Annotated in this window: 28 protein-coding genes and 1 tRNA gene; all 29 read right to left on the reverse strand. The window is 34.4% G+C overall.

The genetic code is table 11. From position 1 onward, the window contains the following. Positions 1-5 precede the first annotated feature (5 nt). The 29 genes from TKV_RS07350 to ftsA all read right to left on the reverse strand — a co-directional run bounded on the left by TKV_RS07350 (position 6) and on the right by ftsA (position 26,034). Positions 6-1,256, reverse strand: coding sequence for a 2-hydroxyacyl-CoA dehydratase subunit D (locus TKV_RS07350; protein ID WP_049685389.1), 1,251 nt, complete (start codon positions 1,254-1,256; stop codon positions 6-8). Positions 1,257-1,336: 80 nt separating this feature from the next. Beyond that, positions 1,337-1,462: a hypothetical protein gene (locus tag TKV_RS13830; RefSeq protein WP_268870079.1), complete on the reverse strand. Its 126-nt coding sequence runs from the start codon at positions 1,460-1,462 to the stop codon at positions 1,337-1,339. A gap of 234 nt (positions 1,463-1,696) precedes the next feature. Further along, positions 1,697-1,772 (reverse strand) — tRNA-Pro (locus TKV_RS07355). A gap of 51 nt (positions 1,773-1,823) precedes the next feature. Continuing rightward, positions 1,824-3,302: a stage IV sporulation protein A gene (gene spoIVA, locus TKV_RS07360; protein WP_049685390.1), complete on the reverse strand. Its 1,479-nt coding sequence runs from the start codon at positions 3,300-3,302 to the stop codon at positions 1,824-1,826. A 122-nt stretch (positions 3,303-3,424) separates the two neighbouring features. Further along, entirely contained in the window at positions 3,425-4,417 is a 993-nt protein-coding gene (locus TKV_RS07365) for an NAD(P)H-dependent glycerol-3-phosphate dehydrogenase (protein ID WP_049685391.1), read from the reverse strand. Between the two features lie 15 nt (positions 4,418-4,432). Next, complete coding sequence (gene plsY / locus TKV_RS07370) at positions 4,433-5,029, reverse strand: glycerol-3-phosphate 1-O-acyltransferase PlsY (RefSeq protein WP_049685392.1); 597 nt, start codon at positions 5,027-5,029, stop codon at positions 4,433-4,435. Positions 5,030-5,048: 19 nt separating this feature from the next. Next, a complete protein-coding gene (gene der / locus TKV_RS07375) occupies positions 5,049-6,368 on the reverse strand; it encodes a ribosome biogenesis GTPase Der (protein ID WP_049686247.1) in 1,320 nt (439 codons plus the stop codon). Between the two features lie 4 nt (positions 6,369-6,372). Next, a complete protein-coding gene (locus TKV_RS07380; RefSeq protein ID WP_049685393.1) occupies positions 6,373-7,680 on the reverse strand; it encodes a DUF512 domain-containing protein in 1,308 nt (435 codons plus the stop codon). Positions 7,681-7,738: 58 nt separating this feature from the next. After that, on the reverse strand, positions 7,739-8,203 hold the full coding sequence (locus TKV_RS07385; protein WP_049685394.1) for a DUF3189 family protein: 465 nt from the start codon (positions 8,201-8,203) through the stop codon (positions 7,739-7,741). 11 nt (positions 8,204-8,214) lie between these two features. Further along, a complete protein-coding gene (locus TKV_RS07390) occupies positions 8,215-8,646 on the reverse strand; it encodes a DUF3189 family protein (RefSeq protein WP_049685395.1) in 432 nt (143 codons plus the stop codon). A gap of 9 nt (positions 8,647-8,655) precedes the next feature. After that, positions 8,656-8,859 carry a capping complex subunit for YIEGIA gene (locus tag TKV_RS07395; protein WP_049685396.1) on the reverse strand — a complete coding sequence of 68 codons (204 nt, stop codon included), beginning with the start codon at positions 8,857-8,859 and terminating at the stop codon, positions 8,656-8,658. A gap of 9 nt (positions 8,860-8,868) precedes the next feature. Further along, entirely contained in the window at positions 8,869-9,774 is a 906-nt protein-coding gene (locus TKV_RS07400) for a YIEGIA family protein (RefSeq protein WP_049685397.1), read from the reverse strand. After that, the gene (gene spoIIP, locus TKV_RS07405) at positions 9,771-10,916 is read right to left on the reverse strand and encodes a stage II sporulation protein P (protein ID WP_049685398.1); all 1,146 of its coding nucleotides are present in this window, start codon (positions 10,914-10,916) and stop codon (positions 9,771-9,773) included. Before spoIIP ends, TKV_RS07400 begins: the two co-directional genes overlap by 4 nt. Continuing rightward, positions 10,894-11,598 (reverse strand): DUF1614 domain-containing protein, encoded by a 705-nt coding sequence (locus tag TKV_RS07410; RefSeq protein ID WP_049685399.1) that lies wholly within the window; start codon positions 11,596-11,598, stop codon positions 10,894-10,896. The genes spoIIP and TKV_RS07410 overlap by 23 nt, the downstream gene beginning before the upstream one ends. A gap of 106 nt (positions 11,599-11,704) precedes the next feature. Continuing rightward, positions 11,705-12,358: a phosphate signaling complex protein PhoU gene (gene phoU, locus TKV_RS07415; protein WP_049685400.1), complete on the reverse strand. Its 654-nt coding sequence runs from the start codon at positions 12,356-12,358 to the stop codon at positions 11,705-11,707. Between the two features lie 13 nt (positions 12,359-12,371). Then, positions 12,372-13,121, reverse strand: coding sequence for a phosphate ABC transporter ATP-binding protein PstB (gene pstB / locus TKV_RS07420; RefSeq protein ID WP_049685401.1), 750 nt, complete (start codon positions 13,119-13,121; stop codon positions 12,372-12,374). A 41-nt stretch (positions 13,122-13,162) separates the two neighbouring features. Continuing rightward, a complete protein-coding gene (gene pstA, locus TKV_RS07425) occupies positions 13,163-14,050 on the reverse strand; it encodes a phosphate ABC transporter permease PstA (RefSeq protein ID WP_049685402.1) in 888 nt (295 codons plus the stop codon). After that, positions 14,047-14,946 carry a phosphate ABC transporter permease subunit PstC gene (gene pstC, locus TKV_RS07430; RefSeq protein WP_049685403.1) on the reverse strand — a complete coding sequence of 300 codons (900 nt, stop codon included), beginning with the start codon at positions 14,944-14,946 and terminating at the stop codon, positions 14,047-14,049. Before pstC ends, pstA begins: the two co-directional genes overlap by 4 nt. 212 nt (positions 14,947-15,158) lie before the next feature. Then, a complete protein-coding gene (locus TKV_RS07435; RefSeq protein WP_049685404.1) occupies positions 15,159-16,856 on the reverse strand; it encodes an IS1634 family transposase in 1,698 nt (565 codons plus the stop codon). Between the two features lie 305 nt (positions 16,857-17,161). Beyond that, positions 17,162-18,043 carry a phosphate ABC transporter substrate-binding protein gene (locus TKV_RS07440; protein WP_049685405.1) on the reverse strand — a complete coding sequence of 294 codons (882 nt, stop codon included), beginning with the start codon at positions 18,041-18,043 and terminating at the stop codon, positions 17,162-17,164. An 86-nt stretch (positions 18,044-18,129) separates the two neighbouring features. Beyond that, positions 18,130-19,500, reverse strand: a complete 1,371-nt coding sequence (gene pnpS, locus TKV_RS07445) for a two-component system histidine kinase PnpS (RefSeq protein ID WP_049685406.1) — start codon at positions 19,498-19,500, stop codon at positions 18,130-18,132. A gap of 12 nt (positions 19,501-19,512) precedes the next feature. Further along, on the reverse strand, positions 19,513-20,205 hold the full coding sequence (locus tag TKV_RS07450) for a response regulator transcription factor (protein WP_049685407.1): 693 nt from the start codon (positions 20,203-20,205) through the stop codon (positions 19,513-19,515). Between the two features lie 52 nt (positions 20,206-20,257). Beyond that, positions 20,258-20,734: a transcriptional regulator NrdR gene (gene nrdR / locus TKV_RS07455; RefSeq protein WP_049685408.1), complete on the reverse strand. Its 477-nt coding sequence runs from the start codon at positions 20,732-20,734 to the stop codon at positions 20,258-20,260. A 67-nt stretch (positions 20,735-20,801) separates the two neighbouring features. Beyond that, positions 20,802-21,047: a YlmC/YmxH family sporulation protein gene (locus TKV_RS07460; RefSeq protein WP_049685409.1), complete on the reverse strand. Its 246-nt coding sequence runs from the start codon at positions 21,045-21,047 to the stop codon at positions 20,802-20,804. A gap of 68 nt (positions 21,048-21,115) precedes the next feature. Next, positions 21,116-21,886 carry an RNA polymerase sporulation sigma factor SigG gene (gene sigG / locus TKV_RS07465; RefSeq protein ID WP_049685410.1) on the reverse strand — a complete coding sequence of 257 codons (771 nt, stop codon included), beginning with the start codon at positions 21,884-21,886 and terminating at the stop codon, positions 21,116-21,118. Positions 21,887-21,968: 82 nt separating this feature from the next. Continuing rightward, complete coding sequence (gene sigE / locus TKV_RS07470) at positions 21,969-22,694, reverse strand: RNA polymerase sporulation sigma factor SigE (protein ID WP_049685411.1); 726 nt, start codon at positions 22,692-22,694, stop codon at positions 21,969-21,971. 13 nt (positions 22,695-22,707) lie between these two features. Then, positions 22,708-23,544, reverse strand: coding sequence for a sigma-E processing peptidase SpoIIGA (gene spoIIGA, locus TKV_RS07475; RefSeq protein ID WP_049685412.1), 837 nt, complete (start codon positions 23,542-23,544; stop codon positions 22,708-22,710). 174 nt (positions 23,545-23,718) lie between these two features. Continuing rightward, positions 23,719-24,792 carry a cell division protein FtsZ gene (ftsZ, locus tag TKV_RS07480; protein ID WP_049685413.1) on the reverse strand — a complete coding sequence of 358 codons (1,074 nt, stop codon included), beginning with the start codon at positions 24,790-24,792 and terminating at the stop codon, positions 23,719-23,721. Positions 24,793-24,807: 15 nt separating this feature from the next. After that, positions 24,808-26,034 carry a cell division protein FtsA gene (ftsA, locus tag TKV_RS07485; RefSeq protein ID WP_049685414.1) on the reverse strand — a complete coding sequence of 409 codons (1,227 nt, stop codon included), beginning with the start codon at positions 26,032-26,034 and terminating at the stop codon, positions 24,808-24,810. Positions 26,035-26,047 lie beyond the last annotated feature (13 nt).

Below are 26,047 nucleotides of genomic sequence, written 5' to 3' on the forward strand. Positions count from 1 at the left end.
GATTGCTAAAGCATTTCAAGAAAGGCTTCGAGCCTCGTCCTATTCTGTCCCTCTTGATTATTTCTTTTGTCTACACAATCCCCATCTAAATAAAGAAATGGAATACCCAATTCTGAAGCAAGATTTTTAATTATAAACGTTCCACCCATGGACTGCTTACAACCCAAATGACAAAACTGTATAATGCCGTCCGGTTTTATTTTTTCTATCAGTTCTTTGATTCTTGCAACTTTTCTATTTATTTCACCATTAAAAGAGTTTAAGATAAGCTTTTCAGCGATTCCCTTGAAAGGGTCGTTTTCATCAATTTCATCAAGAAAATCATAATTTAAGTCACTACCAGCAATGTGAAATTTATCGCTGAAGTTAAAGTAATCTTTAAAATTTTTCTCAAATATAGGAAGAAGATGTATAAAAAATATACTTTTTCCATTTTTTTCAGGAGCTCTTTTTATATCCTCAACTAGCATTTCATAAAAATGTAATATTTCCTTGCTTCCAATGAATACATGGGATGCAAAAAGCATATACATTTCAAAGGTCATAGTAGGTAAAGATCTTTTTTCTCCCGCATAATTTAAATACTCTCTCATAAGTGCTCTTGTTTTATTTTCCGTTTTTACAACTTCCCTCAATTTATCAGTATCAAGCTTTCTGTTAAAGACTTCCTCAAGCTTTTCCGCCACTTCTAAAAGTTGTTTTTTTACATACACTACAGCGTCTTTAGAATATTTATAAGGAATATCAATAATGTACAGTGGAACCCCGTGCTTTTTTGAAAGATACTTGAAAGTAGGTATATTCGCATCACAGATCATGGAAGTAGTCATCATAAATTTAGGTTTTTTGAGAATATTAAGCTCACTGGCTCCTATAAAAGTTTTATGGTAACTGCATAAAGTATTTGACATGCCTCTCGATTCGGCAGTATCAATAAGATAATCTTCGATAAAAAAGCCTGACATGAAAGAAGAATATGCTTCAATAAATAAGGGTTTTATGTCCATAGCAATCAAAAATTCAGAGGGTGCAAAGAGGTTTACCCAAGCAGAATTTTGAGGATTTGCTAAAGAATCTTTTATGCTTTTTATAGAGTATTTATTTAGGTAATGAAGAGATCTGGGAATCCTTTTGTCTTTGAAAAAGCTCACATAATAGTAAGCAGAGGTAAGACCAAAATTTATTAGCTTATTTACTTTTTCCGGTCTATCCATATTATCTTTTATAATATTGGTATAAATCTTTACTGTATCCATTTTATCACTACCCCGTAAACTCCCCTTCCTTACAGAAGTGGTTTTTTCAATCGATATTTATTTCTCATCTCCTAGATAATTTATTTTGCCATTTCTCTAAGCATTCTTTCTTCCTCATTTTCAGACTCAGGTAAAGTAACATTATGCGGCGCTGGTCTTCCATTTTCATCTACATGAATAAAAGTAGCAAAACCTAAGATGCGCAATGCCTATTTTATTCATAATTTTGCCCTCCTTTAAATTAAATTCTATTCATTTAGCAAAAGAATGTAAAATCCCTTAATTCAATATTACCACAGTTTCTAAGATTTTGCATATGTTACGTTTACTAATTAATGTTTTCACTGAAAAGTTTTTAAATCCTTGTATAAAAAATCTTTAAAATAAAAATCGCCTACCTCCTTTTCATTTAGAGGTAAGCGGTACTATGCTGTAAATACTGGTCTGAGTGGGGGGACTTGAACCCCCGGCCTCCAGAACCCCATTCTGGCGCGCTACCAGCTGCGCCACACCCAGAAACTTTGTTCAGTTTTTATTATAAACGAGATAAAGGAAAAAATCAATAGCTTAAATGATTATGAAGATTATTCCGCCTCCCCTGTCATTTACTACTCTTTCTAATGTATCTCTTAGTTTATGGCTCAAGTTTTCGGGAATAGCACCAATTTTGTTCTGCATCCCCTCTTTTACAAGGTCACTTAAAGTCTTTCCAAAAATATTTGACTGCCAAATTTTTTCTGGGTCGTTCTCAAACTGTTCTGTCAGATATTTTACAAAATCTTCACTTTGCTTTTCTGTCCCTACAACTGGCGATACTTCTGCTGTAATATCAGTTCTAAATATGTGATATGAAGGAGCAGAAGCCTTAAGCCTTACCGCAAATCGCCCACCTTGCCTTACTATTTCAGGTTTGTCAAATTTCATGTCATCAAGGCTTGCAGGCACTACTCCAACACCTGTTTTTTCAGCTTGTAAAAAGGCTTCTTTAACTCTATCATACTGCCTTTTGGCATAGGCCAGCTCTTTCATCATTGTCATTAATTCTTTATCCCCATGAATTTCAAGTCCGCTTTCATCACTCAATATCTTGAAAAATAAACCTTCCTGCGTTTTTATTTCAATATTTGCACACCCTTCGCCTGGAGTTATATTTTTTACAAACACTTCAGAAAAGTTTTCATTTACCTTAAGACCACCAACTAATTTAGGTATATGCCTTAATCTAAACAAATCTTTTATGTTTTCTTTTACAGTCTCCATTATGCTTTGTTTAAGCCAATGGGTTTTATCAAGAGCATCTACCCATTTAGGCAAATCAATTGCAATCTCCCGTATGGGAAATTCAAACAAAACTTTTTCTAAAATAGAATAAATATCCGGCATTTCCATTTGGAGGATATTCAATACAACTACAGGCACATCGTATCTCTTTTCAAGCTCTTTTGCTAAATTAATTGTCTCTGGATTTTGTGGATGAGTTGTATTTAGTACTATAATAAAAGGTTTATTTAGTTCTTTTAACTCTTTTACTACCCTTTCTTCAGCTTCTACATAATTTTCTCTAGGTATTTCAGTTATGCTTCCATCAGTAGTAATTACTAGTCCTATTGTAGAATGGTCACTTATCACCTTTTTTGTTCCTATTTCCGCCGCTTCTTCAAAAGGTATTTCATAATCATACCAAGGAGTAGAAACCATGCGCGGTTTATCGCCCTCCATATAACCCAGTGCACCTTTTACCATATATCCTACACAATCTACTAATCTTACTTTAAACCTCGTGTTTTCATTAATTGTTATTTCTACCGCCTTTTCAGGAACAAATTTAGGCTCAGTAGTCATTATGGTTTTGCCTGCTGCACTTTGTGGCAATTCATCTTTTATTCTCTCTTTTTGGGGAGCATTTTCTATGTATGGCAGTACTAATATATCCATAAATCGCTTAATAAAAGTCGATTTACCTGTTCTCACCGGGCCTACTACTCCTATGTAGATATCCCCTTGTGTTCTTTCTGCAATATTTTTATAGATATCGTAGTTTTCCAACCCATTTCCCTCCTTTTTATATACCCATATCCTTTTCTTCTCACTCATATATATATGCTTTAACAGTACATTTATATGTAAAAAATATTGAAATATGATAAAAACTCCGGAAATCCCGGAGATTAAATGTCTTCCATCTCATGTTTTTTGTTTCTCGTCATCAGACTGTAAACTGCATCAAGAGCATTTTTTCCTTCAAAAAGTATAGAGTATATTTCTTTAGTTATTGGCATTTCTATTTTATGAATTTGAGAAAGTTTATAGGCGGATTTTGTAGTATTAACTCCTTCTACTACCATTCCTATTTCTTTTAACGCATCTTCAAGACTTTTACCTTTTCCTATAAGTATCCCTGCTCTTCTATTTCGTGAAAACATACTGGTACAAGTGACAATAAGATCGCCAACCCCCGATAACCCCAAAAACGTCAATGGGTCAGAACCTAACGCAACACCCAAACGAGTGATTTCCGCAAGACCCCTTGTCATAAGAGCAGCTTTAGTATTGTCGCCAAATCCAAGGCCATCTGAAATTCCAGCTCCAAGAGCTATTATATTCTTTAAAGCTCCTCCTAATTCTACTCCTACCACGTCTTTGTTTATATACAATCTAAAGTTTTCATCCATAAAGGCATCTTGCACTACCTCGCAAGCTTTGACATTATCAGAAGCTAAAACACAAGCTGTAGGAATTTGCCTGACTACTTCCTCAGCATGACTAGGACCTGACAAAATAACTACATCATTTGAAAGATATTCTTTTATGACTTCAGACATTCTTTTTAAAGTGGAAGTCTCTATTCCCTTTGCAAGATTTACCACAATAGAGTTTTTATCAATTACCTCTTTTAATTTTTTCGATATCTCTCTCACAGCATGAGAAGGTACTGCGATTACTACAATCGATGAATTTTCTGCAGCTTCTTCCAAATCTGTTGTAATGTAAATTTCTTGAGGAATATCAACATCAAGATATTTTTTATTATGACGAGTAGACACAATTTCCTCAAACTGATTTTTATCTCTCATCCACAATGTAATTTGATGCCCAAGTCGGTTTAAGTGTATCGCTATAGCTGTTCCCCAACTTCCCGCACCTAATACTGATATTTTCATGACCACATTCCTTTCTCATTTTATTTCCGTCTTTTGTCCAAGCTTGGATTCTGTTCCAGTCAGCAAACGTTTTATATTGGAACGGTGTTGGAAAATTGCTAAAGATGCCAGAATAAGCGAAAATATAAATATTTGTGTTGAATCCCAAAAGATTGCATTTAAAAGCACAAAAGTAACCGTCCCTGTTATGGACCCTAAAGATACGTATTTTGTCAAAACAACTACTGTAACCCCAATTGCTAAGGCTATGAGCCCTAAAATAGGGCTTACAGTCATTATAACTCCAATGCTTGTAGCAATTCCTTTTCCACCTTTAAATTTTAAAAACACAGGCCAGTTATGACCGCATACCACTGCTATTCCTGCAATCATAGCACCAGTATTACCTATTAAATACTTACCGATTAATACGGCTATTACTCCTTTTAACACATCCAATGCAAAAACAGGAGCTGCAGCTTTATATCCTAATACTCTCAAAACATTAGTAGCTCCTGCATTTCCACTTCCATAATTGCGAATGTCTATATTTCGCGTGTATTTTGTAAAAATATATGCATTGTTTATACAACCAATCAAATAAGCAATGATGGCCGTTAAAACAGCGTACATATTTCCCCCCCTTTCTCTTTTAATTTTCTCCTCTTTTTCTAGTAGAAATCACAACAGGTACCCCTTCAAAGCCAAAATTTTGTCTTAATGTATTCTCAATAAATCTTAAATAGGAAAAATGCATCTGCTCTGGTTCATTGACAAATACTACAAAAGAAGGTGGCTTAATTCCTACTTGTGAAGTATAATATATTTTTAATGGTTTGCCCTTATCAGCAGGTGGCGGAAACATAAGCATAGCTTCATTTAGCACATTATTTAAAAGACCAGTAGTAATTCTTTTATTATATTCCTCCCACACTTTATCTACAGTCTCTAAAACTCTGTGTACTCTTTGCCCTGTTTTTGCTGAAATAAATAGTATAGGAGCAAAAGATATAAAAGATAGTTTTTCTCTTACCATCTTAGTATACTCATTAACAGTATTATTATCTTTTTTTATTGCATCCCATTTATTAACAACTATGATGATTCCTTTTCCATTCTCAAACGCATATCCTGCTATTTTAGTGTCCTGTTCTGTTGGACCTTCTGTAGCATCTATCATCAAAAGGCATATATCAGACCTTTCAATTGCAGCTAAAGCTCTTAGTACACTGTACCTTTCTATAGATTCGCTAATTCTACTTTTTCTACGTATCCCTGCTGTATCAATAAGAACATAGTTCTTCCCATCTTTTGAAAAAGGAGTATCTATTGCATCCCGTGTAGTGCCAGGTATGTTACTGACTATTACCCTTTCTTCTCCTAATATTTTGTTAACTAGTGAGGATTTCCCCACATTAGGTTTGCCAATAACAGCAATTTTAATTGTCTCTTCAGTGTATTCTAACTCTTCCTGTGGCAATTTTTTTACTACTTCATCTAAAAGTTCTCCAATTCCCAACCCATTTGAAGCTGAAATAGGAATGGGATTCCCTAATCCAAGCCTAAAAAAGTCATAATAAGTATAGGGAAGTTCTTTAAAATTGTCCACTTTGTTGCATACTAAAATCACTTCTTTTTTTGTCCTTCTTAAAATATTTGCTATTTCTTCATCTTCTGGCATTAAACCTTCTTTTGCATCAACTAAAAATAATATTACGTCAGAAGTATCAATTGCTGCTTCTACTTGTAAACGGACTTTTGAAAAGAGAATATCTTCAGCATTTGGGTCTAAACCTCCTGTGTCTACTAATATAAATTTTTTGTCCAGCCATTCTGCATTACCGTATATTCTATCCCTTGTAACTCCTGGTTTGTCTTCAACAATAGAAATTCTCTTTCCCATAATCTTATTAAAAAGAGTAGATTTACCCACATTTGGCCTACCTACAATACTCACCATTGCACCTGCCATACTATCACCTTCCACTCTGTATCTTTTGTAAAAATTCTTTTCCATCCACTGGTGAAACCATAATTTGTGCACCAAGTTCCTTTTCTACTTCCTCAACTGTCGTGTCATCAAGAAAAACATTTGAACTTTCTCTTAACATGACATCAGGAATAATCAGTCTTTCTCCATTTACTTTGCCTTTCAACTGATTTATTATATCTCTTCCAACTATAAGACCTGCCACCGTAATATTGTGGCCAAAAAAATCATTATATATTTTTTTGACTTTTATATTAAATCCTATTTCTCGTAATTCTCTTGCTAAATCTTCCATAAAATTATAAGCCGCTACCCCTGTCAAAACAATGTATTTAGTTTTGTTTATATCTTTAACTTTTAATCTTTTTAAGCTTTTTTTAAATTGATGCTTAAACAATGCCATAAGTCCTACACCATTTTCTATTTGAGGAAATCCTTCATAATGAGAATAACCTGGTATAGGAATATTGGACATCACATAAAATTCATCTGACAAAAAAACAAAAGAAGAACTTAATTCTTTTTTTAATTTCTTTTGCCAAAAAGATACTTGTTCAACTACTTTTACTGCTTTTTCTTTATCAAAAAGCTCAAGTTTATATAGATTTTGCCTGTGGTCTGTAAGGCCAACAGGAACAACAGCTACAGATTTTACTCCGGGATATAATTTCGCCAAGTCTTTTATAGTTTTGTCAAGAATTTCTCCATCATTTATTCCCGGACATAGTACAATCTGACAATGTATCTCAATACCGTTGTTTACAAGCCTTGTTAATTTATTGACTATCCCTTTTCCATTTGGATTATTCAGTATCTTTACTCTTATATCGTCGTCTGTTGCATGAACTGAAATGTACAAAGGAGAAAGTTTATATTTTATAACTCTATCTATATCCTCTTCTGTCATATTGGTCATTGTGATAAAATTTCCCTGCAAAAAGGAAAGTCTATAATCGTCATCTTTAAATAAAAGAGACTTGCGAACGCCTTTTGGCAACTGGTCAATAAAACAAAAGATACATTTATTTCTACAATGTTTAGGTTTGTCAATTATATCTTCTTCAAAGATTATCCCTAAATCTTCATCGTAATCTTTTTCTATTTCAAAAAGATACATCTCTCCCGTGGGCTTTTCAATCTCCAATTTTATAAGCTCATTCGCCATTTCAAACCGGTAATCTATTATATCAATTATTTTTTTGCCGTTTAATGTAACAAGACTATCTCCTTTTTGTATACCTAAATCCCAAGCTATGCTTCCTTTTATGACATCCTTTATCATTATTTTATGCATATCTTTCCTCCTAATTTAACTCCCCTCTTTTCAATTATGAATTAATCCTATTAATACGTCAAGACCTTATTTGAAACTTTGTTTTAACATCAGTTACTAATTTTACGAAATTGTTATATTTTTTCAATATGCCATAGACTGTTATAGGTCTACCTAAAAAGATAATTCCTAAGCGCCTTGACGTAATACCTCCAATCTTTGTAGTAAGTCCTATGGTAGGAAGTGCATCTACCACCAATATGTCCTTTTTTGAAATTCCATATAAAGACAAAAAACTGTAAATGGCTTTTGTCACTATTTTTCTGCCATTTCTTGCTCCTACAATATACACTTCATTCCCAAATTCATCTTTCCCCATATAAAAAAGAGTGCCAATTTCATTGTTGGAAGTTTTATCATAATGAGGAAGAGATATTATCTCTTCATAAGTAGGCACTCTGTCAGTAGGAAGCAATCCCACGTGTATAGAAGCAGCAACAACAGATGAATGAGCACTACCGTAACACATGTACACTATAACCACAACATGCCACCTCATAGTATTTTTTTATAGCGTTCTACAAAACCCCTCACGTCATTATACCTTAACAAATAATAACTATACAAAAAATTGTCTACTATTTTTCTTAAACTTGGATTTTTTCTCAATGTCATGAGCAATTTAAAAAATTTTAAGTCATAATGAGATGTATCTATAAAAATTACATCATCTTCTATCTTGAAAATTTCCATTAGACCATACAATGTCCTTTTAATGTTTTCACTGAAACCTTTCATTCCTATTACAAAAACTTCATTTTGATTGTCATCAGCACCCATAAATCTTATCTCGCCGTAATCAATCTCTAACAAATAAGGTATTTTAAAAAATTCCTCTTTTTCAATTTTATGTTTGTCGTTTAAGTGGATATAGGCGCAAATAGGGGAAAAATAGCAACCGTAATAACTGTAGTATATCACTTTCATAAACACCACCTAATATTGTTTGACTAAAATAAAGACCCCATTTTCAAGGTCATGGGCAGCTGCTTTAAAGATTCTGCTTAAATACATAGAAATTCTCTGTTGTTCTTCTTCGTTTTCTACATAAATAATAGGAGCAGTACCACTTGAAACATTATCTTTGGCGTTTTTCAATGCCACTATAGCTATTATATATCCTGTTAAATGTATTTCCATTTTATCACCTCAGCCAATAGTTTTTCTCGCTGCTCTGGATTTAGAAGGATATTTTCTTACTGTTTCAATGGCAGGTACGTTTTTTATAATCTCCACAAAAGCATCTATATCAGGATTCATAGCTACCATCACGACTATGACATCTCCATTTTTGTTGTTATTCATTGTAAGAGGTGCCAATTCAGGTGTGTCAATGTTCATTTTAAGCCCTAATTGGTTGGCAGCTTCATGGAGAATAGCCTGCCTTATCCCCAAATTATTTATAGAAATCAAGCTGTCCAGTCCCTTAGGTCTTATTACCACCGCCATCCCAAATTTTTCTATAATTTCTCTTCCTTCTTTTAAGCCAATATCTGCAAGCACAACATCTTCTACACATAAAAGAGGTCCTTTAAAAACAATTTTAGAAGGTATAACCTCAGCTATATCTCTTATATATGCCGTCTTCATCACATAGCGGGACAAATAAATAGCTATACCTCCTATAATCACCCCTATGATTACGCTTTTGGAAAGGTAAACAACCAAAGAAGTAAAAGCAGCAACAGCCATAGCGATGTAATTTCTCGCTTCAAAAATTTTTGCTATGTTCTCTATATAAGCAGCACCTCTTGGAACCAGCTCAGTTGCTTCCATTTTTTCAAGGCTGGCCCTTTCTATTTCTCTCACTCCTTTAAATTGCTGTGCTGCCAAAGCCAAAAAAGTGACAGCTGTATACTGCTTTTCAATTAAAGCGGGTACTGAAAAAGCTCCTAAGGCAGCAGAAATCAATCCCAGCGTAAGGTGAGTCATATACCCTTGCGGATAAGTGGGGTATTGTCTGTAATCTACCCGCAGATAAATAAGGCGAGCAATTGTCCCCAAAACAATTCCGCAAACTACAATATTTATATACAATGAATGATTTATGCTCATGGCCTATCTCCTTTTTTTCTTTTAAATTTACCTAAATAACTAGCAAATTCTTTTCGAGTAGCTTTTGAAAACTTGTGGTACATCTCTCTCCCCCCTGTGCTTAAAAACATAAATCCAACAGCAGATACCACTACAACTCCAACTAAAATCCATATGGCTGTTGTTGCGGCTCTGTTTTGACCAGGCAACGGCTTTTGAGTTTTTGTCACTGCTCCCACTTGTTTTTGTTCATCAGAACCATAAAGTGCCTTAGTCAATATATCCGCTATCAGAGATGCAGAGACCTCAGCTCTCTCTCTTGTATGAGAATAAGTGCCAAATTCCAATAGCAAAGAGTTGGGAGTCAAATCTTGATTAAAATCTCCTTTGCCAAAAAATACATCTTTAATTATGTTGGGATATGTCTTGTCCGCCATTGCTTTTATTCTGTAAGCAAGCTGTTGATTTGCTTTTAGATTAGGATTTGTGCGCCCTAAAACGATTCTCACACCTGTCGCGTTTTTTCCTGCAATCTTCCTTATATACTCTTCCAATGGAACAGCATCTCTATGAACGTCTAAAAGCAAATCCGGTTTAAAATCTTTTAAAAGTTTTACTGCTCCTGACCTTGAACGGGCGTACGCCATCGCATCATGAGGTAAATAAAGGGTTCTATCTATTTTCACTTTCACCCCTTTTGCTTCTAAAGCCTTCTGTAAAGCAACATCAACCTTGTATATCCCTCCGTGACCGTTTATGCTGGCAGCACCATCTGAAGGAAGATAGGATTCATCACTATGAGTGGAATATATAGCTATTCTCTTCTCTCCTGTGTTTTCTGCAACTGCCATAGCTTGAGAAATTTCTTCTATGTCTACTTCAGGAAGTTTTTCTGTCCTTAAGTATTTCGCATAAGCAATTTTCTCTGTCTTATCTACTTTTGTTATTTCATAAAGCTTGTTATCACTGGACAAATACCTGTCTCCTTTATACACATCTATTGCAGTTCTAAATAGCATTTTATCGGATTTTTCTTCATATACAGTGTAATATCCATGCTCTTGTGAAGTTTTTTTCTCTGCATAAGCATTAAAAGTTATACCTAACAGAAAAATAGCAATTAACCCAAATATAATAATTTTAATCCTTTTTGTCTCTTTCATTTTTCTCACCCTCTTTTCTCTCCTCTGGATTTATAAGACTGCTGGTCATACCTGTTTTTGGTTCAAGGTGTTTTTTGGAAGTTCCTCCTTGTATTTTTTCTCTCGTCTCTCCTATCACTTCAGACAAAAATACTGCTATTATCATTGATATGACAACAGAATCAAAAAAACCTGCTCCTCCTATAGGCACTGCTCCTTTTGTCCCTGTCCAATAATTTGAAATTGCCTGCATTATATTAGCTAATATTATCCCCATCACACCTGCAATAAAAGCACTTCTCCTGGACCTTGAAAATAGATACGCTATTAACCCGCCTACAATACCGTAAATATAATTTGGTTCAATAACCATTGCCTCTGGTTCAGCAGGAAGTATCCTTCCTGCAATAAAGACTGCTATTCCTGCTACAATTGCCACCACTACTCCATTTACTTTTTCCCTTGTGCTCTCTGCTTTTATAAAAAGATATACACATACAGCTGTTGGAATAATGGCACCGCCAATATTTACAGAAACCGCTTTTGTTATAGGAATATTGGGTAGCAAAGTGCCAATTATCATACCAATTATTATCAAAAAAGCCCAAGTATCCGTCATTTTCATTCTATCCAAAACTCTATGGGCGAAACCAAACAAAATGAATAATCCAAGTATAGAAAGCAAAATGTAACTTAAAGGCATCAAAATCACTCCTTAACTTATTTTCTTAAAAATATGTTTTACACAAACCAAAAAAAATATACAAAAAGCGCCCACTTCCTTAAAAGTGAGCGCTTTTTGTATATTTTTAATTTAAATCTATATGCTCTCCAGTATCCAAGTAAATTACCCATTCGCATATATTAGTAGCATGGTCAGCAATTCTTTCTAGATATCGCGCTACAAACAAAAATTGTGTTGCCTGGTCGATGTTTCTTGGATCTTCCATCATATAAGTTAAGAGTTCTCTGAAGATTTGCTTATAAAGAGCATCGACTATATCATCCTTTTCACCGATTGTCTTTGCAAGGTCTAAGTCCTGTCTAACATATGAATCCAGTGACATTTTTACCATTTCCCTCACAATATCAGCCATTCTGGGAATATCTATCAAAGGCTTTATATATTTTTGGTGAGCAATCCTCAAAGTAGTTTTTGCTATATCCACTGCATGGTCTGCCATTCTTTCCAAGTCTGTAACAATTTTAAGGCCCGTCAAAACTATTCTCAAATCCCTTGCAATCGGCTGCTGTGTCACCATGATTTTGGCACACTTATTGTCAATTTCTACTTCCATTTTGTCTATTCTGTCGTCGTCATCTATAACTTTTTGAGCCAACTCTGTATCATGGTTCACTAAAGAAGCAATGGCATTAGCTATCGCTTCTTCTACAAGACTTCCCATTTTCAATACGTCATAATGAAGTTCCTCTAATTCCTTTTCAAAATGGGTACGATTCACATTTCCACCTCCTTTAACCGAATCTTCCAGTAATGTAATCCTCCGTCCTTTTATCTTTGGGATTGTAGAATACCCTGTCTGTAGGACCACTCTCTATCAATTCTCCGTTTAAGAAAAACGCTGTGTAGTCTGACACTCTTCCCGCTTGCTGCATGTTATGAGTAACTATTATTATTGTATATTTATTCTTCAACTCATCAATTAATTCTTCTATCTTCATAGTAGATATGGGGTCTAATGCAGAGGTAGGCTCGTCCATCAAAATGACTTCTGGCTCTATCGCTAATGTCCTAGCTATGCAAAGCCTTTGTTGCTGACCACCGGATAAGCCAAGAGCTGATTTGTGTAACCTGTCCTTTACCTCATCCCATAAAGCAGCAGCCACCAAACTCATTTCAACAATTTCATTCAGTTTTTTCTTGTCTTTAATGCCGTGAATTCTCGGACCATACGCTACATTGTCATAAACAGTCATAGGAAAAGGATTAGGCTTTTGGAAAACCATTCCCACTTTTTTTCTAAGTTCGATAACATCCACTTCTTTGTATATGTCTTGTCCATCGAGCAAAACTGTTCCCTTTATTTTAACTCCTTCTATAAGGTCGTTCATCCTGTTTAGAGTGCGAATAAAGGTGGATTTACCACAGCCAGAAGGACCTATGAGAGCCAAAACGCTATTTTCTTCTACATCCAAATTTATTTTTTTAAGGGCTTGAACTTCGCCATAAAACAAGTCCAAATCTCTGACCTGTATTTTTTTCATTTACCAGCTATTCCCCTTTCTCTTAAGCATATTATACCATTTTATTTTTCTCCTGTCATTCTTTTATATAAAATACTTCCTAACCATCGCGCAAGAATGTTAAAAATCAGTACCATCAACAGCAAAACTGCAGCAGCTCCGTCTGCAATTTGCCGCGTATCAGGTGCCAAACCTTCGCTATTTATTTTCCATATATATACAGCCAATGTTTCCGCAGGTCTAAAAATGTTCAAAGGCGAAGTAGGACTCGAAGGATTTAAGTTTGAAAAAATCAAAGCAGGGCTGCTCATACCAGCAGTATATAGGAGTGCAGCAGCTTCTCCAAAAATTCTTCCCGCCGTCAAAATTATTCCTGTTATAATACCTGGCATAGCAGTAGGTATTACGACCTTAACAATTGTCTGCCATTTTGTAGAACCCAAAGCGTAACTTGCCTCCCTTAAACTGTTTGGCACACTTCTTATAGAATCTTCACTAACTCTTGTCATAACGGGAAGATTCAAAACCGTAAGAGCAAGAGCCCCTGCGATAAGAGAATATCCCCAGCCAGTCATATTTACAAATACCAAAAGCCCAAAGAGTCCCACCACAATTGAGGGCATAGAAGATAAAGTTTCTGTAGACAATCTTATGACCTCTGTCAATAGTCCCGGTCTTGCATATTCTGCCATATAAATTCCTGCACCTATGCCAATAGGCACAGAAATTATAAGAGTTACTACTAATAACTCTAATGAATTAAATAATTGTGGTCCTATACCGCCACCTGCCTCCATGAATTTAGGCGGTGATGTTAAAAAATTTATATTAAGTTGTGTTCTTCCCTGGTATAATATATAGCCTATCAGCGAAATTAAAAACAAAATTAAAACAACTGCTACAGCGTAAAAATATATAGTAGCAATTTTATCGTACAATTTCGACTTCATTTATACATCCCCCTCCTGCCCACTAATTTGATTATGATGATAAAGGTAAAGGATATTAAAAGAAGCAGTAATGCCAAAGACCAGAGGGCATCGTTCCACACAGAACCCATCACTGTATTTGCCATGTCCATTGTAATTATAGAAGTTATTGTGCTCATGGGTTCTAAAAAGGATTTAGGGATTACTGGCCTATTACCTATGACCATCTGCACTGCTAATGCTTCACCAAATGCCCTTGCTAACCCCAACACAACAGCAGTTAATATGCCTGGCTTTGCGGCAGGAAGGATTACATTTTTAATTGTCTGCCACCTTGTAGCACCAAGAGCATAACTGGCTTCTCTTATCTCAACAGGTAGTGACCTTATAGCATCAGCGCTGACACTTGTAATGGTGGGAAGAGTCATAATAGTGAGAACTAATATACCTGCCAACAAACTAAACCCCAAGCCTCCAAAATGTTTGCTTATAAAAGGAACCAATACTGTAAGGCCAACCCAACCGTATACAACAGAGGGAATGCCTACAAAAATTTCAATAGCAGGTTGTAATATCTTTTGACCTAATTTTTTTGCAATTTCCACCATGAATATCGCAGAAGAGATACCGAGAGGTGCACTTATCATAATAGCAAAAACAGAAACGAGAATAGAGCCTAATATAAATTGCAGCGAACCGACAGCAGGAACATCTCTATCAGGCCTCCATGTGGTAGAAAACAAAAATTCCTTTACAGAAATACCATCTTTTATGAATGTAGAAAGCCCTTTAGATGTTACAAAGTAAAAGAGAGAAATAGTGATAATTATTAAAAGCAAAGCGGATATAAAAACGATAAATCTCCCCAACGCATCCGCCACTTTTCGTTTTTTTTCATAAGTTTTATCTATTGTCATTCTATATCCCCCATTTAAATAAATATAATGGCGCTCATATTATCATAACAGTTTAAAAAAAAACATTCATTAAATTTATGTTAAATGAATGTTAAATCTATGTTAAATTTACACTCCGTATAAAAAAGAACTCTTGACTTTGTCAGTTTGAAACCCAAAAGGCTTGGGAATACAGGTATTGACAAAAAATGGGCGTGAAATTTGTCACTACATTACTTTCTCATGCTAATTAATTCCATGCCTTCCTCATATGTAATGAAATTTTTTGGTGCTTTTATTTTCATCACCTTCAATATGTTTTCAGCTTCCTCCTCTATCTTTTGTTTGATTAAATATTTCTTCCCATTTATCTCTATCTCCACAAAATTCATTGAACCTATCGCTTCTTTTATTCTATCACTGCTTAATTCTTTCCCCTTAGACCTCAAGCTGTATTCTAAAGTTCTTTCCAGTAAAAATGCTAAATAGCACACAACAAAATGCCCTCTTATCCTTTTCTCCGTCCAGTGAAATATTGGTCTTACATTAAGACAACTTTTCATTACTCTGAAAGACTGCTCTATCTTCCATAAATCATGATATGCATTCAAAACTTCTGTCACACTCATTTCTTTCTTGCTGGTCTGAATTGCATAAAAACCGTCAAATTTCTCATCCCTCTTTATTGCTTCTTCATCCAGTACATATTCTTCTGATTCGGAAATGCGTCTTAAATATTTCCTTCCGCCTCTCTTTTCTGCTGCCCTTACATTGCCGGGCCTTTCTAAAAGTTCTTTTGCTTTTTCTACTAGCCTTTGCCTCTCTTCTTTATCTTTTCTGGCCCTCTTGCTTGAATAGGTTATTATTAGATTCTCAGGTATCTTGAATATTTCCCCTTCTCCCGTTTTGATAATATTCTCTCTTTCTATGACCTTGAATCTAAACTCTTCCCCAAATATTTCTCTGTCAAATCTCCACTTTTTCTCCTCAAGAACTTGATATCCCTCTTCATCAAATACTCTATCTAAAATCTCTTTACTCATGTTTTTCAGTCTGCTTGCCACAATGTAGTCGTATCCCGCTTCTTTTATCAGCTTTAAATTAAGTTTACTGTTAAGGCCTTTGTCTGCAACTATTATTACTTGGTCTATGCAGAATTTCTCTTTCAGTTTCCTCAAAATTTCTATCATGGTCTTGCTGTCAACAGTGTCTCCTGGAAACAATTCATATCCAACTGGTCTTCCTTCTTTATCTACAAGCATCCCCATTACCACTTGTACCTCATTTACCTTGTTATCCTTGCTAAATCCAAAATCCCTTAAGTTATCTTGCTTAATGCTTTCAAAGTAAAATGTTGTCACATCATAAAAAACAACATCAACTACCATGTTAAATAAATCTCTATTCTTGTGATAAAGGTATAGCTCCAAATCCTCTTTTATCTGGGCTAGAATATCTAATCCCCTGTACAGCTGATTTAAATCAATATCTTCTTCAAATCCAAAGTATCTGTTTTTGCGGTAATACGTCTGAAGTTTGCTTACTGGTTGAATTAATCTTTGTACTGTCATCAAAAACGTCACTTCATCAATGTCAAACTTTATGCTGGAATTTTGAGAAATATACTGTTTGAGGAATTTATCTATTTCAAGCTTTTCCCAAAGTTTTCTATACACAATATATCCCCAGTTTTTAATAATCCCTTCTGAAACATCTTCTGGAAAAAGCTTGATGGAACCTGTTTCTTCACTGGAACTTAAAAATATTTTTTGCAATTTATCTACAAGATTAATGAAAGAAGGGTCATTTTTGAGTTCATCAATTCTACCGAGATTAAGCAAGACTTTTTGCTTTATTTTACCATTTTCGCGATAATTATGGACAATTTTGGCATACTCATAGCCACCAGCTTTAGTTATTTTGAGAAACATATGGCATCACCTTTATGTTAGTTTATTACATTATACTACAAAAAGTGAATATGGTCAAGTATTATGGCAATAATTAGGAGTAAAATTGTCCCTACAGTTTTGAAAAATTTTTTAACCCTAAAAACAAAAAACCCTTGAAAATCAAGGGTCTGATATTTTTTACCAGCCTAAAAATGGCCTCCAACTGACAAAGTCGAGAAAAAAAACATTCATTAAATTTATGTTAAATGAATGTTAAATCTATGTTAAATTTACACTCCGTATAAAAAAGAACTGACGCATGTGCCAGTTCTTTTTTATACCCTTTATTTTGTTTTCATCTCAGTAATTGGGACAAATCCTAATTTTGTAAGAGGTCCTTTTTGTACTTCATCTGAAATCATATAATCTAAGAAGGCTTTAACTGCTCCAGTAGGTTCTCCTTTTGTGTACATGTGTTCATATGACCAAATTGGGTACTTGCCGTCTATTATGTTTTGAGCTGTCGGCTCTACTCCTTCGTATTTCAATACTTTTATCGTATCATCCAAGTAGGAGAAAGCGAGATAGCTTATAGCACCTTTTGTATCTGCTACTGCTTTTTTAACTGTTCCAGATGAGTCCTCTGTCAATGCAACACCTTGTGCTTCTTCCTGTCCTTTTAATACAACTTTTTTGAATGTAGCGCGAGTTCCTGAACTTGCAGGTCTGTTAATAATTACTATCTTCATGTCAGGTCCGCCGACTTCTTTCCAGTTAGTTATTTTGCCTGTAAAGATATCTACCAATTGCTGTTGAGTTAAGCTGTCAACTGTAACGTCTTTGTTCACAACTACCGCAAAACCTACAACTGCAACTTTATGATCTACTAAAGACTTTGCATCTATACCTGATTTTTCTTCAGCAAAAATATCTGAATTTCCAATATCAATTGCACCCTGAGCTACCTGTGTCAACCCTGTACCGCTGCCACCGCCTTGAACAGTTATTGATACATTAGGATGTTTTTCCATAAACATTTTAGCAGCTTGTTCAACTAAGGGCTGCAATGCCGTAGAACCAGCAATTGTTATGTTACCCGAAAGATTGTCAGAAGTACTGTCAGAAGTATTTTCACTGTTTGATTTTGAACCACAAGCAGCAGCTGTAAAAAGGCTTACAATGAGTAAAGTCACGATTGCAATTTTAGTAAATCTCTTATTTAACATTACACTAAAGCACCTCCAAAGCTTTTCAAAAATTTTTGTACAAGTACATTGTAACAGTTCATTGTAAAGTCAATATTAAGTTATTGTTAAGTCTTTGTTAAATCAGATTTATTTAATTTTATGATAAATTTCGTCCCTTTCCCTACTTCGCTTTCTACAAAAATTTCTCCTTTCATAGATTCGACAATGTGTTTAACTATAGCAAGGCCTAAGCCAGTACCTCCTAATTTTCTTGAACGGCTTTTATCAACACGATAAAACCTTTCAAAAAGACGCGGAATATTTTCTTTTGCGATTCCTATACCACTGTCTTCTACTGTGATAATTATTTTATCATTGGTCTCAGAAGTTGATACCTTGACAAATCCTCCTTCAGGAGTGTACTTTATGCCATTGTCTATAAGGTTAATAATCATTTGATGGAATCTATCTTTGCTTGTATTTATTACTAAACCTTCACAATTTAAATCTTTCATTAAAGTTATATTTTTAGTTTTTGCGACCTTGTCCATTATATACAGTATGTCTTCAATCTCTTTATCCAATTTAATATCTTCTATTGGAAAACCTTCTTTGACATTTTCTATTTCTGAAAGTGTTAGTATATCGTTTATAAGCCTCGTAAGTCTCTCTGATTCGAAGTCAATTATGTCTAAGAACTTGTCTCTCGTCTGAGGGTTGTCTATAGCCCCACTTCTCAGTGTTTCAATAAATCCCCTAATGGAAGTAAGAGGAGTTCTTAGTTCATGAGACACATTTGCAACAAATTCGCTTCTTATCTTTTCTAACCTTCTCATTTCTGTTATATCGTCTATTATCAACACAAAACCTAAATTTTGATGGGAAATCGGATGAACAATAGGACTTGTATATATTTTGAGGTGCTTATTAAAGATATTTAATTCCAAACTTTTGGAAGGGGAATTTTTATTCTTTATCATGTCCTCAAAGAAGTCATGCAGTTTACTGTTTCTAATGACTTCTAATATATGCTTTCCAATTAGTTTCTTTTCTTTTATATTTAAAATTTTTTTAGCAGCGTCATTTATAAGCAATATCTTTTCATTGTTGTCAAAAGCTATAACCCCATTTACTATGCTCTTTAAAATGGCTTCCAATTTTGCATTTCTGTCGTTTAACTCTTCTATAGTTTCTCTTAGTTTATAAGACATAGTATTTATTGCAATGGAAAGCTGTTTTATTTCATCAATAGAATTGTTTTCAAGTTTATGACTGTATATCCCATTAGCAATATCTTTAGTAACTTCAGTGATTTCTTTAATAGGTTCTATTATGCTTTTGATAAATTTATAGCCAAAAATATTTGTTATGAAAAGCCCTAGTAAAATTGCAAAAATAAATCGCCCGTAAGGTACATAACCCAAAAAAAATATTCCCGGAACAAAAATACCTAACAAGCTTATCAAAAAATATCGATAATAGGACTTTTTTAACATTACGCTTCACCTTTATCCTTTTAATTTATAACCAATACCCCTTACAGTTTCAATGTACACAGGTGACTTGTCATCATCTTCTATCTTTTTCCTTAAATGCCTTATATGAACGTCAACAGTCCTGGTTTCTCCTGCATATTCATATCCCCATACCTTGTCCAAAAGATAATCTCTCGTCAACACTTTGCCCATGTTTTGAGATAAAAGCTTTAAAAGTTCAAACTCTTTTAAAGTAAGCTCTAAAACTTTTCCCTTTTTATAAACCACATGCTTACCTGTATCTATGACTATATCTCCAAATTTTATTATCTCTTCTTTTTCTTCTTCTGTTTGCTGTGATCGCCGAAGAACAGCTTTAATTCGCGCCAGCAACTCTCTTACACTAAAAGGCTTTGTTATATAGTCGTCTGCTCCCAGTTCTAACCCCAATACTTTATCAAACTCTTCACTTTTTGCCGTCAACATTATTATAGGAATGTTTTTGGTATCTTCACTGCGCTTTAAAATTTTACATATCTCTAAACCATCAACATCTGGCAGCATTAAATCTAATATCACCAAATCAGGCCTTACCTCAAAACACTTTTCCAATCCTTCTTTTCCATTTTCAGAAGTGACTACATTATATCCTGCCGCCTCAAGATTATACCTTAAAAGTTCCAGTATGTGGACCTCGTCTTCTATAACCAATACAGTTTGTGCCATTTTGACACCTCCAGAATATAAAGCTTGTTCGACTTTTTGTCAAAAAATTATTTTAGGATTGTTCTTTTTTGGCTTCATTCTCTTTAAGAAGTTTTTTTAATTCGTCCATAAAAGTATTTATGTCTTTAAATTGCCTGTACACTGAAGCAAACCTGACGTAGGCCACTTCATCAACATTTTTAAGTTTTTCCATTACCATTTCTCCTATTTCAGCAGTAGTTATTTCTCTTTCCATTGAATTTATTATCTTTCTGTCTATTTCATCTGTTATCTCTTCCAAAAGTTTTATTGGAACTGGCCTCTTTTCACAGGCTTTTATCATACCTTTTAGTATTTTATCCCTATCATAAACTTCGCGACTATTATCTTTTTTTATAACAAGTATTGGTAATTGTTCCACTTTTTCATAAGTCGTAAAACGCTTGCCGCATTTTAAACACTCTCTTCTGCGCCTTATGGATGTATTGTCATCTGTAGGACGAGAATCTATGACTTTAGAATCAGGGTACCCACAATAAGGGCATTTCATTTTATTACCTCCAAAGATTCTTAATTGTTTAATAAAATTATAATAAACTTATTTTTAATAGTCAAACTTAAGTCTTTACGTCTTTTAAATCTACTAATATGACATCAGTACCTATTTTTTTAATAGAATCCCATGACAAATATAATTCTACATCTTTGCTGAAAATTCTAAAAAATTTGCTTTCTTTTGGAAGTACAATTCCTTCTACTCTTCCTTCTTCAAGGTTAACCTCTATGTCAATGATATTGCCCAATTTTTCACCTGTATTTATGTCTATCACGTCTTTATCTCTCAATTCAGAAGCCTTAACCACTTTAACTTCCCCCTCTATGACTTTTCTTTAAATTATATGAAAAAATCTAGCTTATCATTCCTGATAAGCTAGATGTACTTTCTCACGTGATTTAAAGCCGCTTTTTCTAATCTTGAAACCTGTGCTTGAGATATTCCTATCTCTTTTGCTACCTCCATTTGGGTTTTACCCTCAAAAAATCTCAGTGTCAATATCAATTTCTCCCTTTCGTTAAGTTTTTGTATCGCCTCCTTTAAAGCAATTTTTTCTAACCAAACTTCGTCAATATTCTTGTCATCGCTCACTTGATCCATCACATAAATAGCATCTCCACCATCATGATATATAGGTTCAAACAAAGAAACCGGTTCCTGAATAGCATCGAGAGCCATCACTACTTCTTCTCTCGGAATATTGAGCTCTTTTGCTATTTCAGTAACTGTAGGTTCTTTGGAATTTTCTGAAACTAATTTATCCCTCACTTGCAATGCTTTGTAAGCTATATCTCTTAAAGACCTACTCACTCTTATAGGATTGTTATCTCTTAAGTACCTTCGTATTTCACCAATTATCATGGGAACAGCATAAGTTGAAAATTTCACGTTTTGATTTAAATCAAAATTGTCTATTGCTTTTATAAGCCCTATACATCCCACCTGGAACAAATCATCTACATACTCTCCACGATTATTAAACCGTTGAATGACACTTAAAACCAGCCTCAAATTGCCATTTATAAACTCTTCTCTCGCTTTTTTATCGCCTTTTTTCATTCTCATCAATAGTTCTTTTTGTTTAGATGGTTTTAAAACAGGTAATTTTGCAGTATTTACACCGCATATTTCAACTTTATTATTCATAATTCCTGCCTCCAGATGTTTAGCTTATTAACAGTATTACCGGCAGGACAAAAAAATATACAACAAAGCATTTCTTTTGGTTTTAAACTAACTTATTAATTTCTTTTTTTAATCTTTTTAAAATCTTTTTTTCCAATCTAGAAATATAAGACTGAGAAATACCCAACATGTCTGCCACTTCCTTTTGAGTTTTTTCTGAACCTCCTTCTAATCCAAATCTCAAACCTATTATCTTTTTTTCTCTGTCAGGCAGTCTTTTTAAAGCTGAATCCAACAATTGTTTATCTACTTCGTCTTCTATGTATTTATATACCGCTTCGTTATCTGTACCTAAAATATCAGAAAGTAAAAGCTCATTCCCATCCCAGTCTACATTTAAAGGCTCATCAAAAGAAACTTCTAATTTTGTCTTGCTGTTTCTCCTCAAATACATCAAAATTTCATTTTCTATACACCTTGAAGCATAAGTTGCCAGCTTTATCTTTTTGTTAGGATTAAAAGTATTAATCGCTTTGATAAGTCCGATAGTGCCAATAGATATCAAATCTTCTATACCTACTCCTGTATTTTCAAACTTCTTTGCAATATATACCACCAATCTTAAATTTCTCTCAATTAACATCGTCTTAGCATCGTTATCCCCTTTTTCCATTTTAGAGATCAAATACGATTCCTCATCGCTGGTAAGAGGGGGTGGTAACGCTTCACTGCCTCCGATGTAGAATATGACTTCTGACAAATCAAAAAATCTTAATATTTTCTCCCAAAAAATTAACATTTCCATTTTTATTTTGGTTCTAAGTTTCACTGCCATCCCTCCATCAACTCAAAATTTCAGGTGCAATCAAAGCTGCATAATCTCCATATTTGTTGAGTTTGCTTTGGTATACTCCTATAATTACATCCCTTATCTCTTTTTTTTCTTCTTCTATCACCAATTTATCAGGCCTAAATCCTACCATCATTCCTTTGTTTTGGCCAACTGACATAAAAGGAATCAATCTTAATCTATTAATCCACTTTTCTTCTTGAAACATTTCAGAGACTTTATCAAAATCTCCTATATCATCCTCAGATAAATTTCCTAATGTTTTAGGAAGTAAATCTTTTATTGCTCTAAATTCAACAACTACCACAGGCAACTTAGTCAATGGGTCATACAGCCTATTTCCTGTGTCAAGTAGTGCTTTAATCTGCGCATGATTTTCTAATACCTCTATTCTGATGTTGTAAATCAATTTGTCATTCCTCGATTTCCTGACTATATACTCCCAATTAGTGTAAAGCAGCAAAATCGCCATTAAAAATCCCATCACTATGACATTTAAATCAAATTTCACCATATATAAAAGAGCAAAGATTGCTCCTCCTATTAAGAAAGATATCATGTAAAATACAGCTAAAACTCTTAAAAATTCTTTTAATGTTTTTGGATTAAATGCCATATATATTATTAAGAAGGATAAAACAATTTTAGCTGTAACTGAATAAATGATTTTATAGGGCAACAAAAAAAATAGCACGACGTATGAAGCGCCTACTGATGCCCCTAAAAAAAGTTTTATGTAATTAGTTGGTCTTTTAGAAAATTTTTTAGTCAAAATGAGGATGACGTAGTTAATTATTAAGTTTTCAAAGAAAATAACATCTAAGTACATTTGGACCATCCCCGGGGACATATTTCATCCTTATACAATGTATATTCACCAACAATTATTTTATTCATATTATAAAACAAAGATGACAAATTTATTGTAATATTTTGGAATAAAAATAAGTTTATTTTTGTAGAATTGTGATAAAAAAATTCTGCAAAGAAACCTTTGCAGAATTCACCGTCTTCCTCTTCTCAAAAATGTAGGTATATCCAAGTCATCAGTATCTATTGTGTTTTCTAATTTTACATCTCCAGGCATTACTTCTTTTTTCTTTTCTTGTTCTTTTGCTTTGTCTCGGCCTTCAAAACCAGTAGCTATGACAGTAATTCTTATTTGGTCTTCTAAAGTTTCATCTATAACTGCACCAAAGATTATATTTGCATCAGGGTCAGCCGTTTCGTATATGAAATTAGCTGCTTCATTGACTTCAAAAATAGTTAAATTCGGTCCTCCTGCTATGTTAAGCAGTATTCCTCTTGAACCTTGTATTGAAGTTTCTAAGAGAGGACTTTGTATCGCCTGTTTCGCTGCCTCGGTAGCCTTGTTTTCTCCTGATGCTATTCCTATTCCCATGTGAGCAAGGCCTGTATTCATCATAATGGTTTTTACGTCAGCAAAGTCAACGTTCACAAGCCCAGGAACTGCTATAAGGTCAGATATTCCCTGTACACCCTGCCTTAAAACATCGTCTGCCAATTTAAAAGCATCTATCATAGAAGTCTTCTTTTCTACAACTTGAAGCAATCTGTCATTTGGAATAGTGATAAGAGCATCCACATGTTTTTTAAGTTCTTCAATGCCCATTTCCGCATGAGCCATGCGCTTTCTTCCTTCAAAAGTGAAAGGCTTTGTCACAACTCCCACTGTTAAAATCCCTAACTCTTTAGCTATTTCTGCTACAATTGGTGCAGCACCTGTACCAGTACCTCCACCCATACCGGAAGTGATAAATATCATATCGGCTCCTTTTATAACTCTTTCTATCTCTTCTCTGGATTCTTCTGCGGCTTTTTTGCCAATTTCAGGATTAGCACCTGCTCCTAATCCTTTTGTCAATTTTTCACCGATTTGTATTTTGGTTTCAGCTTTAGATAAGTAAAGCGCTTGCTTATCAGTATTAATCACTATAAATTCAACACCTTTAAGACCAGCTTCTATCATTCGATTTACAGCATTACCGCCTCCACCGCCAACTCCTATAACTTTTATGACGGCAAATTGTTCCATATCAGTTTCAATACCTATCACAAAAAACCCTCCTCTTTACGCCCAAAAATCGCTGAATAACTCCTTTATTTTATCTACTAGTTTAGAACTCTTTTTTTCTTTTTTATCACTACTTTGAACATTATACATAAATCTTTTGTTTTTGTAAACATATTTTACCACTCCAACCCCTGCTGAGTAAATAGGAGTTGAAACACCAATATTTTGTGGAGAACCAATTCGGACATTTCTGTTAAATATCCTTTGCGCTAATTCTATATTGCCTTTCAAAAAAGAGATACCTCCACCAGTTATAACCACATTTGTAACTATATCTTCTAAAACTTTTACCTCTTCTAACCTATCATATACAAGCATTAAAAGTTCAGAAACCCTTGCCTCTATTATATCAGCTATTTCATTAACATTGGTGGTAACATTACCTCTACCTGCTAAATTAGTAATTTTTATAGGTTCCAACTTCTCCTCTGGAACTTTTTCTAAGGTGCCGTATCTTTTCTTAATGTTTTCGGCTTCTTCGAATGAAATCTTTAACCCAATTGACAAATCATTAGTTATATGCCCGCCCCCCACCGCTATCATAGATGAATAAATGAGGTTTCCATACTTAAAAACAGAAATGTCCGTTACTCCTGCACCCACATCTATTAAAGCAGCCCCCAACTCCTTTTCATCTCTCAAAAGAACTGCTTCCGATGTAGCCAAAGGTCCTACAATTATACCCTCTACTTCCAAGCCAGCTTTTTTGACGCATTTTTCTATATTTTGAATGGCTGTTACACTTCCTGTAACTACAGCAGCATTTACCTCCAGTCTTATCCCCGCCATTCCAACAGGGTCCTTTATTTCCCCATATCCGTCTACTATGTATTCTAAAGGTATGACGTCTATGATTTCTTTATCTGAAGGGATAGCGATAATTTTAGCAGCTTGTAGGACCCTTTCTACATCTTGCTTGGAAATTTCTTTATCTTCTCGAGATACAGCAACAACTCCATTATTTTTGTATATAGTTGTCAATCCCCCATATATTTTTAAATAAACAGAAGAAACCTTTTGGTTCGCCATTCTCTCTGCTTGCTCTACAGATTTTTTTATGGAATATGCTGTTTCATCTATATCTACAATAACTCCTTTTTTTACCCCTTTACAGGGATAATACCCAATACCAATAATATGCAGTTCCCCGTTTTTATCCCCTTCTCCGATGATTGTACACACTTTAGATGTACCAATGTCTAATCCAACTATTAAATCGCCCATTACCAAATCCTCC

Source organism: Thermoanaerobacter kivui (genome assembly GCF_000763575.1).
Classification (GTDB): Bacteria; Bacillota; Thermoanaerobacteria; order Thermoanaerobacterales; family Thermoanaerobacteraceae; genus Thermoanaerobacter; species Thermoanaerobacter kivui.

Excerpts from the sequence above, each read along its gene's own strand:
- der (WP_049686247.1), bottom strand. The coding sequence starts at position 6,368 with ATGGCAGGTGCAATGGTGAGTATTGTAGGTAGGCCAAATGTGGGTAAA.
- pstA (WP_049685402.1), bottom strand. The coding sequence starts at position 14,050 with ATGAAGTCGAAATTGTACGATAAAATTGCTACTATATATTTTTACGCT.
- pstB (WP_049685401.1), bottom strand. The coding sequence starts at position 13,121 with ATGAAAAAAATACAGGTCAGAGATTTGGACTTGTTTTATGGCGAAGTT.
- spoIIP (WP_049685398.1), bottom strand. The coding sequence starts at position 10,916 with ATGAAAGAGACAAAAAGGATTAAAATTATTATATTTGGGTTAATTGCT.
- TKV_RS07400 (WP_049685397.1), bottom strand. The coding sequence starts at position 9,774 with ATGAGCATAAATCATTCATTGTATATAAATATTGTAGTTTGCGGAATT.
- TKV_RS07435 (WP_049685404.1), bottom strand. The coding sequence starts at position 16,856 with ATGTTTCTCAAAATAACTAAAGCTGGTGGCTATGAGTATGCCAAAATT.
- plsY (WP_049685392.1), bottom strand. The coding sequence starts at position 5,029 with ATGTACGCTGTTTTAACGGCCATCATTGCTTATTTGATTGGTTGTATA.
- TKV_RS07350 (WP_049685389.1), bottom strand. The coding sequence starts at position 1,256 with ATGGATACAGTAAAGATTTATACCAATATTATAAAAGATAATATGGAT.
- pstC (WP_049685403.1), bottom strand. The coding sequence starts at position 14,946 with ATGACAATAGATAAAACTTATGAAAAAAAACGAAAAGTGGCGGATGCG.
- nrdR (WP_049685408.1), bottom strand. The coding sequence starts at position 20,734 with ATGAAATGCCCTTATTGTGGGTACCCTGATTCTAAAGTCATAGATTCT.
- pnpS (WP_049685406.1), bottom strand. The coding sequence starts at position 19,500 with ATGTTAAAAAAGTCCTATTATCGATATTTTTTGATAAGCTTGTTAGGT.
- sigG (WP_049685410.1), bottom strand. The coding sequence starts at position 21,886 with ATGAATAATAAAGTTGAAATATGCGGTGTAAATACTGCAAAATTACCT.
- TKV_RS07410 (WP_049685399.1), bottom strand. The coding sequence starts at position 11,598 with ATGCCTTTAAGTTACATTTTGCTTTCTATACTTGGATTATTCATTTTG.
- TKV_RS07365 (WP_049685391.1), bottom strand. The coding sequence starts at position 4,417 with ATGAAAATATCAGTATTAGGTGCGGGAAGTTGGGGAACAGCTATAGCG.
- TKV_RS07440 (WP_049685405.1), bottom strand. The coding sequence starts at position 18,043 with ATGTTAAATAAGAGATTTACTAAAATTGCAATCGTGACTTTACTCATT.
- TKV_RS07395 (WP_049685396.1), bottom strand. The coding sequence starts at position 8,859 with ATGGAAATACATTTAACAGGATATATAATAGCTATAGTGGCATTGAAA.
- TKV_RS07390 (WP_049685395.1), bottom strand. The coding sequence starts at position 8,646 with ATGAAAGTGATATACTACAGTTATTACGGTTGCTATTTTTCCCCTATT.
- TKV_RS07450 (WP_049685407.1), bottom strand. The coding sequence starts at position 20,205 with ATGGCACAAACTGTATTGGTTATAGAAGACGAGGTCCACATACTGGAA.
- TKV_RS07380 (WP_049685393.1), bottom strand. The coding sequence starts at position 7,680 with ATGCATAAAATAATGATAAAGGATGTCATAAAAGGAAGCATAGCTTGG.
- ftsA (WP_049685414.1), bottom strand. The coding sequence starts at position 26,034 with ATGGGCGATTTAATAGTTGGATTAGACATTGGTACATCTAAAGTGTGT.
- spoIIGA (WP_049685412.1), bottom strand. The coding sequence starts at position 23,544 with ATGTACTTAGATGTTATTTTCTTTGAAAACTTAATAATTAACTACGTC.